This is a genomic window from Rhodococcus sp. MS13, from assembly GCF_013277835.1.
GTDB lineage: Bacteria > Actinomycetota > Actinomycetes > Mycobacteriales > Mycobacteriaceae > Rhodococcus_F > Rhodococcus_F erythropolis.
In genome coordinates this window covers 1-13,093 of record NZ_VBTL01000011.1, presented here as the reverse complement: position 1 = coordinate 13,093, position 13,093 = coordinate 1, and the positions used below count along the sequence as shown (strand labels likewise).

At 61.7% G+C, this 13,093-nt stretch carries 12 protein-coding genes and 1 pseudogene; 4 read left to right on the top strand and 9 right to left on the bottom strand.

Annotated elements, in window-relative coordinates:
* Nucleotides 1–52: 52 nt before the first annotated feature.
* The 8 genes from nagB to FEZ59_RS21695 form a co-directional block, all read right to left on the bottom strand.
* Nucleotides 53–832, bottom strand: coding sequence for a glucosamine-6-phosphate deaminase (gene nagB, locus FEZ59_RS21730; RefSeq protein WP_172933202.1), 780 nt, complete (start codon nucleotides 830–832; stop codon nucleotides 53–55).
* Entirely contained in the window at nucleotides 833–1,750 is a 918-nt protein-coding gene (gene murQ, locus FEZ59_RS21725; RefSeq protein WP_070797291.1) for an N-acetylmuramic acid 6-phosphate etherase, read from the bottom strand.
* A gap of 71 nt (nucleotides 1,751–1,821) precedes the next feature.
* Nucleotides 1,822–2,697: a MurR/RpiR family transcriptional regulator gene (locus FEZ59_RS21720; protein WP_042950990.1), complete on the bottom strand. Its 876-nt coding sequence runs from the start codon at nucleotides 2,695–2,697 to the stop codon at nucleotides 1,822–1,824.
* On the bottom strand, nucleotides 2,694–3,887 hold the full coding sequence (locus FEZ59_RS21715) for an anhydro-N-acetylmuramic acid kinase (protein ID WP_020906499.1): 1,194 nt from the start codon (nucleotides 3,885–3,887) through the stop codon (nucleotides 2,694–2,696). Before FEZ59_RS21715 ends, FEZ59_RS21720 begins: the two co-directional genes overlap by 4 nt.
* A gap of 46 nt (nucleotides 3,888–3,933) precedes the next feature.
* On the bottom strand, nucleotides 3,934–5,265 hold the full coding sequence (locus FEZ59_RS21710; RefSeq protein ID WP_019747533.1) for an MFS transporter: 1,332 nt from the start codon (nucleotides 5,263–5,265) through the stop codon (nucleotides 3,934–3,936).
* Between the two features lie 104 nt (nucleotides 5,266–5,369).
* Nucleotides 5,370–6,350 carry a linear amide C-N hydrolase gene (locus tag FEZ59_RS21705; protein ID WP_019747534.1) on the bottom strand — a complete coding sequence of 327 codons (981 nt, stop codon included), beginning with the start codon at nucleotides 6,348–6,350 and terminating at the stop codon, nucleotides 5,370–5,372.
* Nucleotides 6,351–6,367: 17 nt separating this feature from the next.
* Nucleotides 6,368–8,275: an alkyl sulfatase dimerization domain-containing protein gene (locus FEZ59_RS21700; RefSeq protein ID WP_046378066.1), complete on the bottom strand. Its 1,908-nt coding sequence runs from the start codon at nucleotides 8,273–8,275 to the stop codon at nucleotides 6,368–6,370.
* Nucleotides 8,276–8,371: 96 nt separating this feature from the next.
* Nucleotides 8,372–9,778 (bottom strand): MFS transporter, encoded by a 1,407-nt coding sequence (locus tag FEZ59_RS21695; RefSeq protein WP_070797301.1) that lies wholly within the window; start codon nucleotides 9,776–9,778, stop codon nucleotides 8,372–8,374.
* Nucleotides 9,779–9,888: 110 nt separating this feature from the next.
* Here FEZ59_RS21695 and FEZ59_RS21690 point away from each other — a divergent pair, with 110 nt between their 5' ends.
* A complete protein-coding gene (locus FEZ59_RS21690) occupies nucleotides 9,889–10,491 on the top strand; it encodes a helix-turn-helix transcriptional regulator (protein WP_070797293.1) in 603 nt (200 codons plus the stop codon).
* On the opposite strand, the gene FEZ59_RS21685 is transcribed toward FEZ59_RS21690, so the two are convergent.
* On the bottom strand, nucleotides 10,488–11,267 hold the full coding sequence (locus FEZ59_RS21685; RefSeq protein WP_021333887.1) for an IclR family transcriptional regulator: 780 nt from the start codon (nucleotides 11,265–11,267) through the stop codon (nucleotides 10,488–10,490). The genes FEZ59_RS21690 and FEZ59_RS21685 overlap by 4 nt on opposite strands.
* A 167-nt stretch (nucleotides 11,268–11,434) precedes the next feature.
* Here FEZ59_RS21685 and FEZ59_RS21680 point away from each other — a divergent pair, with 167 nt between their 5' ends.
* From FEZ59_RS21680 to FEZ59_RS21670, 3 genes and pseudogenes are all read left to right on the top strand, one after another.
* Nucleotides 11,435–12,202 carry a CoA transferase subunit A gene (locus FEZ59_RS21680; protein ID WP_153211317.1) on the top strand — a complete coding sequence of 256 codons (768 nt, stop codon included), beginning with the start codon at nucleotides 11,435–11,437 and terminating at the stop codon, nucleotides 12,200–12,202.
* A complete protein-coding gene (locus tag FEZ59_RS21675) occupies nucleotides 12,199–12,861 on the top strand; it encodes a 3-oxoacid CoA-transferase subunit B (RefSeq protein WP_020906493.1) in 663 nt (220 codons plus the stop codon). Before FEZ59_RS21680 ends, FEZ59_RS21675 begins: the two co-directional genes overlap by 4 nt.
* Nucleotides 12,858–13,093: pseudogene (locus FEZ59_RS21670) on the top strand (acetyl-CoA C-acyltransferase); the annotation flags it as partial. The gene FEZ59_RS21675 and the pseudogene FEZ59_RS21670, both read left to right, overlap by 4 nt.

The following is a 13,093-nucleotide window of genomic DNA, read 5'->3' as shown; positions in this document are numbered from 1 at the left end:
CGCTGGAGATCAAGTCCGCTTTTCAAAAACCCGCTTTTCAGTAACCCGCTTTTCAGTAACCCTGCTCGGCCGGCTTGTGCTCGGTTGTGTAGCGGTAGAAGTCCGCTAGTTGGAGTTCACCGGCCGCTGCCTCGTCGACGACGACTGTCACGTGCGGATGCAACTGAAGTACCGATGCCGGGCAGAACGCCGACACCGGACCTTCAATCGCAGCCCGGACCGCGGGGGCTTTGCGCGCCCCCTCCGCAATCAGCACAAGATGCTTTGCATCACTGATGGTTCCGAGACCCTGCGTGATCACGTGATGCGGCACATCGGCTGGGTCTGCGAAGAACCGCGCGTTGTCGGCGCGGGTCCTCTCGGTCAAGGTCTTCACTCGGGTACGCGATGTGAGTGAGGAGGACGGCTCGTTGAAGCCGATGTGCCCGTTGAGACCGATGCCGAGAATCTGCACGTCGATGGGACCGTTGTCGACGATGGCAGCGTCGTAACGCCGTGCAGCTTCACTGGGATCGGCGGCTCCCCCATCGGGGCTGAACACTCGCGCATTGTCGATGTCGAGGTGATCGACGAGTTCCGTGCGGATGGTGTGCGCGTAGGACTGCGGCTGATCGGGCGTGAGACCTACGTACTCGTCGAGAAGATACGCGCTCATCGCCGCGAACGACACTCCCGATTCTCGATGCCGCTTGATCAGCTCCCGATACGTGTGCAGCGGTGACGATCCCGTCGCGAGGCCGAGCGTCCGGGCTCCGTTTTCGATTGCGCCGCAAACGATGTCGGCAGCGAGTCGCCCGCCGTCTTCCGGACTGGGAACTATGACGATTTCCATTCAGGCTTCCTCTCTGCTCTTGCCGGCTCCGACGATGGCTTCGCGTACGGAACCCGAAGCGCGATCCAACAATTCGGATGCTTCGGCGAAGTCGCATTCGGCCAACAACATGACGACCGCTGCCTTCACATGACCGTCGGCATTCTCGATGGTCTCCGAAGCGATCTCGGTATCCACTCCGGTGGCTGCCGCGACGATCCGGTTTGCACGATCGACCAGTTTGGCGTTGGTAGGCCGAAGGTCGACCATCAGGTTGTGAAACGCCTTGCCGGAACGGACCATGCTTGCCGTCGAAAGCATGTTGCACACCATCTTCTGTGCAGTCCCGGCCTTGAGCCTCGTCGATCCGGTGAGGATCTCGGGGCCGGTCTCCACTTCGATGGCCACTCCGGCGTGCGAACTCATTGCCGCATTTCGGTTGCACGAGACTGCCACTGTTGCGGCGCCGAGTGCGCGGGCATGATCAAGTCCCCCGATGACATAGGGAGTACGACCACTCGCCGCCAGACCCACCACGACGTCCGTGGCGTTCAACGAGATTGCGTCGAGGTCGGCCCCAGCCGCTCGCGGATCGTCCTCTGCTCCCTCGACGGCGTTCAGAAACGCTCCCGGGCCACCGGCGATGATTCCGATCACCTCGCCTGGATCGGTCCCGAAAGTCGGAGGGCATTCCACCGCGTCGAGCACTCCCAGACGCCCACTGGTCCCAGCTCCCAGGTAGATCAGCCGACCACCTTGTGCCCGAGCGGTGACGATCGAATCGACTGCGGCTTCGATGGCCGGTAACACCGCCGCGACCGCGTCGGCCACGATTGCGTCCTGCTGGTTCATCACCGTCAGCAGATCCGACACCGACATGACGTCGAGATCGCGGGTGAGAGGGTTCGGTCTCTCGGTAGACAGCATGTCCAATTGCATTGTGGCGAGTCCTCCTCGATCAAATTTCACTACGACGACTCCTCGTCAGTAATCACAGCGACGACTCCTCGTCAGTGACGCTTCGAAGCAATGGCATCATGACTGCGTTGCAGCGCAGACAGGGCGCTCGGCAGCGAGTGCGCGACCATCGCAAAAATTGTGTCGACTACCAATAGCTGGCCGGTGCGGCTTGCCATTGCTGCCGACCGGAAACCGAATTCTCTACCGGCAGTGAGTAGAACGTGGTGTGACTGCACAGCGAGCGTCGACCGCGCCCCGCCGGTGATCGCGGCCGTCGACGCCCCGGTACGACGGGCAAGGGCAAGCGGTTCGACCACATCAGAAGTCTCGCCGGAATGCGAGATTCCCACTGCTATGTCGTCCGGTCCGAGCAAACTGGCGCTGACCATCGCTGCGTCTCGGTCGAGATGAACCCGGCAGTTGACGTCGATACGCGAGAGCTTCAACGTGAGGTCTTGCGCGACGATGCCTGACGCGCCGATGCCGTACACCTCGACCCGGCGGGCGGATCGAATCCGCGACACCACTTCTTCGAGTGCAACAGGGTCAGTCAATTGTGCTGTGCCCTTGAGTTGTTCGGACTCGAACTCGGCGAGTTTGGCCATGACTTCACTGGCAGAGTCGGCGGCAACGATGTCCACACCGAGTGGAATCGAATCACTTGACGCGGAACCGCTGATGGCCGCCAATGCCAGACGAAGCTGGGGATACCCCTCGAAACCGAGCCTTTTGGCTGTGCGGACCACTGTCGCCGTGCTTGTCGACGCTCGTTCGGCAAGATCGTTGACCGTCAGTGTGGACGCCAGGCTGGGGTCGGCTTCGATGATTTCGGCGATCCGCAGCTCGGCAGGTGAGAGGCTGCTCAGTGATGCGCGAATACGAGCAAGCAGGTCGACGGACGCCGGAGCACTCCGGTCCAAAGTCATAACGCCTCGATTCGCATCGTTTTCGGAGCTGACGGCACCGATGTGATTCTAGGCAGCCCACGGCTTCCTGGCGTCAAAGATCCGAGCACACTGGCGTGACGCGCACCGGTGCACGACGCAATACTGCCGGGCAATCCGTGTGCGGTGAGGAAGCCGAGAACCGCGAAAGCCAATGCTTCCTTGATGTCGGAGGTGACTCCGAGTTCGTCCGAAGAGACAAGCGCGATGTCGCCCAGTTCGTCACGGAGCATCGCCATCAACGTCGGATTCTTGGTGCCACCACCTGACACCACCACTTCGGTGGCCGCGAGTGCTTTGACGGAATCGGCGACGGTCCGGGCCGTAAGTGCAGTCAGAGTCGCGACGATGTCTGCCAGAGACAACGACTCGTAGCCCCGCAGAGCGGCGAGCAGATAGTCCCGATGAAACAATTCTTTGCCCGTGCTCTTGGGAGCGGGCTGCGTGTAATACGGTTCGCTCAGTAGATGTGCGAGCAGATCGACGTTCGGCGTGCCGGCTGCACCCAGCGCGCCACCGAGGTCGAACCACTGCTCCCCCGCAGTGAATTCGCTTACCGCCGCGTCGATCAGCGCATTTGCCGGGCCGGTGTCGAAGGCAATCGGTACTGCGGGACCATCTGCCGTCGTACCGCCGCCACCCGGAGCAGTGACGTTCGCGATGCCACCGAGATTGAGCGCGACGGAACCCGAAGTTCTTCCGTTGAGCCACAATACGTCGAACGCGCTGACCAATGGTGCACCCTGTCCACCCGTCGCCACGTCGCGAGAGCGCAGGTCCGACACGACGGTGCATCCGGTCTTCTCGGCTATCCAGGCCGGCTGCCCGAGTTGGAGAGTGCCCTTTACTTGCGCTCCTTCGACCCAGTGAAACATCGTCTGCCCATGTGAGGAGATCAATTCCGCACTGCCGCCACACAGTTCCGCGTTCGCCCGCGCAGCCACGGCCGCGAATGCCTGCCCGATCTCGGTGTCGAGTTGGCAGATCTGACCGACAGTGGTGGACGCAGGCGGTACCGCAGCGGCCACCGCTGCCCGCAACTCACCGGAATATGGTTCGCTGACCATCCCCAGTGGGGTCAGCACAAGAGTGTCCCCGTCGATCCGGATATCTGCTGCGGCAGCATCGATAGCGTCGTACGAAGTACCGGACATCAGGCCGATGACTCTCATGAAATTTCCCTTACTCGGATCGTTTCGGCATTCGGGCAAGCTGCGGTCAGTCGACGAGTGCCCGCTTGTGGGCATTTCCTCGCAAGGTACTCAAAGCGATCGCGCTGACGGCGCACGTTGCCATCACGAAGTAGGCCGGAATATCGAGATTGGAAGTTTCCTTGATCAGCCACGTGATTATCAGACCGGCGCAGCCCGAAAAGACCGCGTTGGACAGGGAGTATGCGAGTCCCAATCCGGTGTACCGGACCGAGGTGGGGAACATCTCGGAGAGCATGGCGGGTCCGGGTCCGGCGACAAGTCCCACTGCGGCGCCGGCGGCAAACACTGCAAATCCCTTGGCGGTCAGAGACGTCTGCTCATTCTGCAGGACGTTGAGCAGCGGCAACGCAAGGACCAAGATCAAAACGGTGCCGGTGAGCATGACCGCGCGTCTCCCGATGCGATCACTGAGCCCGCCCGCAAGCGGAATCGTCACTGCGAAGCCGGCATTGGCAAGTACCGAAGCAACCAGTGCCTGATGGAATGTCGCGTTGAGTGAACTCTGAAGATAAGTCGGCATCACGACGAGGAACGTGTAACCCGCCGCAGACCAACCCATCAACCGACCGATGCCGAGCAGGATCGCCCTGGCGGTCTCGCCGACGGTCGGCTGCACTACCGGCGTCGCCGCATCAACTGTCGGTTCGGACTGGACTGCGCGGGCACGCTCGAACGACGGCGTTTCTTCGAGTCGGAGCCTGAGCCACAGGGCGACCAGGCCCATCGGAAGTGCAAGGAGGAACGGGATGCGCCAGCCCCAGTCGTTGAGCTGACCGGAGTCGAGAACTGTCGCGAGGAGCGCCGCGATTCCGGCACCGGCGAGCAATCCGAGCGCGACCGTGAACGATTGCCACGACCCGTACAGTCCGCGTCGTCCCGGGGGCGCAAACTCGGTCATCACCGACACCGCGCCGCCGAACTCGCCTCCGGCCGACAGTCCCTGAAGGATCCGAAGAACCGTCAAGAGCAGCGGTGCCAGAATTCCGACGCTCTCGTAGGTGGGGAGCACACCGATCAGGGTCGTCGCACCCGACATCAGCAGAAGAACGATCACCAAGGTGGGGCGTCGGCCGATGCGGTCACCGAGTCGGCCGAACAGCGCGGCCCCCACTGGGCGGAAGAAGAAGGCCAGCGCAAACGACGCGTAGGTCTTGATCAGGCTTTCGAGGTCGCCGGAGCCGTCGGCGCTGAAGAAGTTCGACGCGATGATCGTCGCGAAGAACCCGTACACACCGAACTCGTACCACTCGATGAAATTTCCGACGGAGCCGGCGACGAGCGCCCTGCGCCGTTTGAGCTGCGCACCATCGTTCCGTGTCTGCACTGTGATGCCCATGCCGTCCTCCGTTGACGAAACCCGAATATGCAACAAAGTTTCATCTGAACGGAGTAGAAATGTCAAGAAGTTTCACAATTGGGTTTTCGTGGGTCCCCGAATCCCTACGCTCCTGCGAACGTGAATGCCTCCGCCCGTTCGAACTGGTCGGTGGAGTCTCCGGAGTAGACCGTGCTCTCGTTCGGGCCCAGCCCGAGCTTGCGGACGGGCGTCCCCTCCCCGAGATCCATCGACGCCACATCCACCCAGAACGTATTCGGGGTCATCGCGGACTCGAAGAAATAGAGCGCGCGTTTGTGATCGACCACCGTACGCCAGCGGGTCGACGAGATGTTGGGCTCGTCTGGAGTCGAAATACCCAGCGGCACCGAGACATTGCGAATGACACTGAACGTCGACGCCAACGCGGACCGCGGATCGTCCGTCTGCGGTATCGCATCCACGTAGAACGACGCGCGGGCGAATCTGTCAGCGGCACGGTTCGTTCCGGGCAGCATCACAGTCCCGTTGATCTGCTTCCAGTACTCGTTGACCGCGAGTTGCTGATCGAAGATCGGAGAATTTGTCATCACCTGGTACTCACGGCTGTGATGAATAGTCGCGCGTCCACCGACGTATTCGATGATCGCACTGTCTCCCCTGGCGTCCGAGAGTGACATGTGAAGGGTAGCGAGACGGTCTTCACCGGGAACAGCAGCAGTCACGACGGTGAACGGTTCCGCTGCCAAGACCTCGACTGCTTCCTGAACTGTCGCAAAACAATCCAGAACATACTGCGCCCACGCTGCGATGGACAGACCCGGAGTCGAGCCGTCGTATGCCGGGTACTCGGACTCGACCAACCACAAGAGATTTGCAGACAGTCCTGCCTCGTTGACCCCATCGGTTGTGCACATGTCGTAGGCCGTTGCGACAACACTTCCGTATTTCGACGTCCACTGAATCGAGTTCGGACCCGCGCAACCCTCGCGCGTCATGCCCCGCGGAAATGCCCAGAGATTGGTTCCGAGATCGACCTTCCAATCCATCGATCGAGCAGTGATCACAGTGTCGTTGGGCCCCAAGTAGACCAAGCGTGTACACATCGAAAACTATCCCTTCCTCACGGCGTGACGATATTGAAACTGGGATCGAAGGTATCCAGCAGCCCTCCCAATGTCTCCAGCGCCGATTCGTCTCCGGTGAGCGAAATCTTCCCGGCTTTGGCAAGTTCCGCAGCCGCGCCCGGTTGCAGAAGTGCGCCGATCAGTGCAGCTTTCGGCCCGGACACCGTCAGTTGCGTGTTCGACGCCGCGCCCCGGCGGGCATTGAGGACGCCGCGCCTGACCCAGGCCGTCCAGGTCTCGTCGTCGTGATCGGTGAACACGAAATCGATGTGGAGGTCGACGTCAGTTGCCTTGTCTCCGATGAGATGCACTGCTACGAAGTCGAACAAGATATCGATGGGCATCGCGAGGACGCTGTCTTCGCTCGCAGTGATGTACGGCGGGGGTTGCGAGCCCTCACGCAATTCCAACGCTGCCGAAAGGTAGATACCTCGCCACTGAGGTCCCTCGGCTTGATACCCCATCTGCTCGTAAACGTCAGCCTGAAGGTTCTTCGCCTCGGTGTTCTCCGGTTGAGCGAACACCAACTTGTGCAGGATCTCTGCCGCCCACCGGTAGTCTGCGGCGTCGAATGCTCGCTTACCCTCATCCAGGATCTTCTGCGCCCCAAGGAGATCGACGAACCTCTTCGCCGACTCGACCGGTGGATGTGGATGAAGCGTCACCGGATCGCCGTCCCACATTCCCAATTCCTTGGTGTACACGGCACGCACGTCATGATGCAAAGTTCCGTGGTAACCGCGGTTGTGCCACTTGCGGCCGAGTTCCTCGGGTAGCTCGATCACCTCGGCAGCTTCGAGCGGCGTGTATCCCTTGTTCGCCAGCCGGAGCGCCTGGTCGTGAATGTATTTGTAGGTATCCCTTTGTGATTCGATGAAGCCAACGAGGTTCTCGTTGCCCCACACCGGCCAGGTGTGCGGTCCGTAGTGAACCGCCGCGTCGTCGCCCCACCGTTCCAAAGTCTCGTCCAGGTATCGCGCGAAATTACGGGCATCGCGGGTACGCGCACCGCGCAGGGTCTGGATGTTGTGGAGTGAATGATTTGCGTTCTCCGCACACGTCAGTGCGGCGAGTTCGGGGATCCAGATGTGCATCTCCTCCGGAGCCTCGGTATCGGGTGCATAGAGGAATTCGAACTCCAGACCCGCAATTTCTCGCTTCGTTCCGGTTTCGGTGATGCCGTCGGTGGGGGAAATATACGAGATCTGAGGGCCTTTGGTGCTGAGCACGCCGATCCCGCACGAGACCGCCCCTTTCGGACCGAGGTCGAGCAATCCGCCGAAGGCATAGAACGACCGCCTCGCCATGGCATTGCCGGCGACAACATTCTCGCCGATTGCGAACTTGTCGAACGATGCGATCGTGCCCGGCGCGATGATCGGCACCTTTCCCGATGCAACGTCCTCGACGTCGATAATGCCTTTGACTCCGCCGTAGTGGTCGATATGGGTGTGCGTGTAGATGATCGCTGCAACCGGCTTGTCGCTGACGTGCTCGCGAATCATCTTCATGCCCTGGCGCGCTGATTCGACTCCCGCCATGCAGTCGATGATGATCAGGCCTTCGTCACCCTCGACGACCGTCAGGTTTGCGATGTCGTTGTTTCTCACCTGGTAGAGGCGATCCGTCACCTGGTAGAGCCCACCCCGGCGAATTACCTGACTCTGGCGCCACAAACTGGGATTGACGGTGTCCGGCGCCGGAACGTCGTCACCGATGTACGCCAATGCCTCGGGGTCGAAGACCACATGCCCGTCGTCGCCGAGAACATTGCCAGGCAACGGTGCGATCAAGCCACGATCCGCGTCGACAAAATCTTGCCGGTCATCCATGGCGTACCGCGTGACCGCTTCGCGGTTCACCGCCACGGTGGCCGGTGTTGCGTCCTTAGGTGTCTGGCACATGGCTCTCCCCGCTCGGATACGACGATCAGATACCCCATAATCTCTATCCGGCGGCAGCGGCGTTGGAATCACCCGCGCAGGGTGAACTCACGCTCCTCACCCCTTCGTCTTCTCGGAACCTCCCGACGCCAGGGCGATGACAAGAACCACGAGCCCACAGGCGACAACAAGGATCCAACCCGCTCTCGATGCCTCGGCGATGTCTGATTGTGCGCTGCCTGCGATCATGCCGCCGGCCAGCGCCACACCGAGAGCAGCGCCGAACTGCCTTGCACTGGAGGTGATCCCGCCGGCAAGGCCTGCCTGCGATCTCGGTAGTCCGTTGACGGCGGTGTTGGTGATCGGAGCATTCGAGAAACCGAAGCCGATACCGAGGAACAGGTACGCGACGAGCAACGTCGAAGTGCCTGTGCTGTTGTCGAGAGAGACCAGGCACAGTCCGCCGAGCGCGGTGAAGCTTCCGGCGATCAGCAACGGCAATCGTGCACCGAAGCGCCCGACGAGAATCCCCGACAACGGCGCACAGATGGTTGCGGCGACAGCCATCGGTAGTGTCATCGCGCCCGCGGCGGCGGGAGTCATTTCACGCGCCTGTTGAAGGTAGAAGGTGCCCAGAAGCAGCGTCGCGTTGAGTGCCACGAACACCACGATCGCGCCGAGTACTGCCCCGGTGAACGGTCGGTGCCGAAACAGCGAGGGGTCCATGAGCGGCTCGCTCTTTCTCGATTCGACCCGGACGAACGCTGCCAGCGCGGCGGCGACGGCGACGTAACCCGCGATTGCACCGGAGGCCAGCCACCCGATTCGTGGGCCTTCGATGAGCAGAGCCACGGATCCGCCCACGACGACCATCAGAAGCACCTGCCCCGGTAAGTCGAGACGTCGAGGTTGTTCAGCCCGGGACTGCGGTACGAACACCGCGGTCAGCACAAGAACCACCGCGATGACGGGCACGTTGATCCAGAAAACGGATCTCCAGCCGAAGCTCTCGATGAGGACTCCGCCGACTATCGGTCCTGCTGCCATGCTCAGACCGAAGACCGCAGCCCACACGCCGATCGCCTTGGCTCGCTCCTTCGGGTCGGTCATCACGTTGACGACGATCGCCAGGGCCACCGGACTGAGCATCGACCCACCGACTCCCTGCGCGATCCTCGCCGCAATCAGAACTCCCACCGACGGGGCCAGCGCGCAGACGATCGACGCCACCCCGAAAACGACCAGTCCGATCTGGAAAATCCGCCTTCTACCGAACCTGTCGGCCAGGGCGCCGGACGAGATCAGCAAGCTTGCCAAGACGAGTGTGTACGCGTTGACGATCCATTCGAGACCAACGGTTCCGACGCCGAATCCCTCCCCGATCGCGGGGAGAGCGACGTTGACGATGGTCGTGTCCAACCCGACGACGAACAAGCTCGTGCAGCAGATGGCCAGAATGCCCCACCGGCGGCGTGCGTCAAGTCCGATCACTTTCGGTTCGTCGATCCCGCTCGAAGGTTTCATCTCGGACTCCATCTCTCGAAGTGTTCTGCCGTGCTCGCCAGTCGAAAAGATCGTCGCAACCCGGCCCGCGAAGCCGGTAAGAAATTTGCAGAAACTGCAAAGATGAGCGCATGGACGCCGAACTCGAGCAGTTGCTTACCGATATCGGACCGAGACTGCGAACGCTTCGTCGGGATCGCGATCTGACCCTCGAGGCCCTGTCCGACGCCACCGGAATCTCCGTCAGCGCACTGTCGCGACTCGAATCGGGTAAGCGTCGTCCCACCCTCGATCTGCTGTTACCGCTCGCGCGTGCTCACCGGGTCGCGCTGGACCAACTCGTCGGCGCTCCCGCCACGGGCGATCCTCGGGTCCATCTCACCCCGAGCCGACGCAAGAACGGCAGTGCCGTCGTTCCGTTGACGCGCTATCCCGGACGCGTGCAGGTGTTCAAACAGGTGATCGGTCCACGTCCACCGAAGCTCGTCACCCACGCCGGCTACGAATGGCTCTACGTCCTCGCCGGGGATCTGCGTCTCATTCTGGGTACGAACGAGGTTGTCCTGCACCCCGGTGAAGTCGCGGAGTTCGACACCGCCGAGCCCCATTGGTTCGGGCCCGCCGACAACCAGATAGTGGAGATCTTGCATCTGTTCGGCCCGCAAGGCGAGAAGGCCCACGTGCGAACGAAGGCAAGAACTGCTGCTGCGCATGACGCAGTTCTCGAAAGTTAGACCACTGCATGCGTTTTCAGTCGGTTCGACAGTGTATGAGCGTACTCGAGAAGTAGCGTTCCCAACTCGGCATGACGCGTGGGCCGAAAGCGGGTTTCCACTCCGGTCAGACTCAGCGCCCAGTCCGGGCGCCCGTTGCGGTCGAACACCGCGGCACCCATCCCCCAGCTTCCCTCGACGATGAGGGCTGGATTGACGGCATAGCCGGTGACACGCGTCGACTCGATTCGCTCGCGGATTGATGCCTCACTGTGGATCTCACCCCATTCCGACTCCAGATTCACTCGGGCGAAATAGTCGTCGACGTCCCGCGTCGGTAGGTGACTCAAGATGGCAAGCCCCGCCGACGCGACCCCCAACGGGAATCGCTTCCCCTCGTGCAGCACGTGAGATCGCAGCGGAAAACTGCCTTCCTGACTCAAGATGCAGACGGTCTCGTCGCCGCGACGTGCCGAGAGGAATGCACTCTCCCCCGTGACCCGGGCGAGGTCGTCGACGATGTCGCGAGCGCGGTCGGTGATGTCGTACCGATTTCCGGCCGCGGCGCCCAGGAGGTACAACTCCGGGCCGAGAGACCACCGACCGGTTCGTGCGTCACGGTCGACCAGTCCTTCGGCAGCCAAAGACGTGAGCAGTCGGTGCGCGGTGGGCCGAGCGAGGCCGGTGACCTTGCCCAATTCCGTGGTGGAAATGCCCGTTGGCTCAGAGGCGCCGAGGGCTCGCAGAAGTGCCGCCACCCGCGCGACCATGGCCGGTGATTGCTCGTGAGTAGGCATGAGTTCATCCTAGCGTCCATTCAGTGAACGAATTTTCTTCAGATGGTCAGCAGTCGATCAGTTCTGTGTTGATATTCAAGATCCCTTGAACCTGTGAACTGGAGATAGTTCACTGGATAGCGAAGTGAGTGAGTGTCTACTCAATGAACGCCTGGCAGGGAGAAAACATGACAGCAAAGGTGTACGAGTCCGCGGCGGACGCGGTCGCCGACATCGTCGACGGAGCAACGCTGGCCGTCGGCGGATTCGGTTTGTGCGGCATCCCCGACGTATTGATCGACGCGATCGCAGCAACGAGTGCAACCGACCTCGAGGTGTTCTCCAACAACTGCGGCGTCGACGATCACGGTCTCGGAATCTTGCTGAGCGCCGGACGTATCCGACGGGTGACCGCGTCGTACGTCGGTGAGAACAAGGAGTTCGCCCGGCAGTACCTGGCCGGCGAACTCGAAGTGGAACTGACGCCGCAGGGCACGCTCGCCGAGCGTCTGCGCGCCGGCGGAACCGGAATCCCCGCATTCTTCACACCGGCCGGAGTGGGTAGCCCCATCTCCGACGGCGGAATGCCCTGGCGCTACGACGCCGACGGCTCGATCGCTATTGCATCGCCTCCGAAGGAGACTCGCGTCTTCGGAACCAAGCGTTACGTGATGGAAGAGGCGATCAACGCCGACTACGCACTCGTGCACGCTGTTCTCGGTGACACCGACGGCAACCTCGTGTTCGACAAGACCGCGATGAACTTCAACCCGCTCGCCGCGATGGCGGGACGGGTCACCATTGCTCAGGTGGAACGTCTGGTCGAGCCCGGTGAAATCGACCCGGCATCGGTACACCTGCCCGGAGTCTTCGTGCAGAGAATTGTGCACACCGGCCCTCAGAACAAGCGAATCGAAAAGCGAACCGTCAGCGCTTCGGAAGGAACCTCACGATGACCGCACCAGTGACAGTGACGGGTTGGACGCGCCAGCAGATGGCAGCGCGGGCGGCTGCAGAGATGATCGACGGCGAGTACGTCAATCTCGGAATCGGTCTTCCCACACTGATTCCCGGATACCTGGGGTCGGACGTTCGTGTGGTCCTGCACTCGGAGAACGGAATTCTCGGTACCGGACCGTATCCCACCGAGGACAACGTCGATCCTGACCTCATCAACGCCGGCAAGGAGACCGTGACCGTCAATCCCGGTGCGGCATATTTTGATTCGGCCCTCTCGTTCGGGATGATCCGCGGCGGCCACATCGACACCGCCGTTCTCGGCGGCATGCAGGTGTCGAAGACGGGTGACCTCGCAAACTGGATGGTCCCCGGCAAGATGGTCAAGGGAATGGGCGGCGCAATGGACCTCGTCCACGGTGCCCGGCGTGTCATCGTCGTCATGGAGCACAACGACCGCGACGGCAACCCCAAGATCGTCGACGCGTGCACCCTGCCCCTGACCGGCCAGGGCGTGGTGAATCGGATCATCACCAACCTCGCCGTCATCGATGTGAGCGACGAAGGCCCACTTGTCCTGCGTGAACTCGCCCCCGATGTCAGCGTCGAAGACGTTGTTGCCGCGACCGGCACCGAACTGAAAGTTGAACTGGCATGACCGACACGACCACTGTGATTGTTGCGGGAGCTCGTACCCCGATGGGTCGACTCCTCGGATCGTTGAAAGACCTCTCCGGGTCCGACCTCGGCGGCATCGCCATCAAAGGCGCCCTCGACAAGTCCGGAGTCGCCCCCGAACAAGTCGACTACGTCATCATGGGACAGGTCCTCACCGCCGGCGCCGGCCAGATGCCCGCCCGCCAAGCCTCCGTCGCCGCCGGCATCCCCAT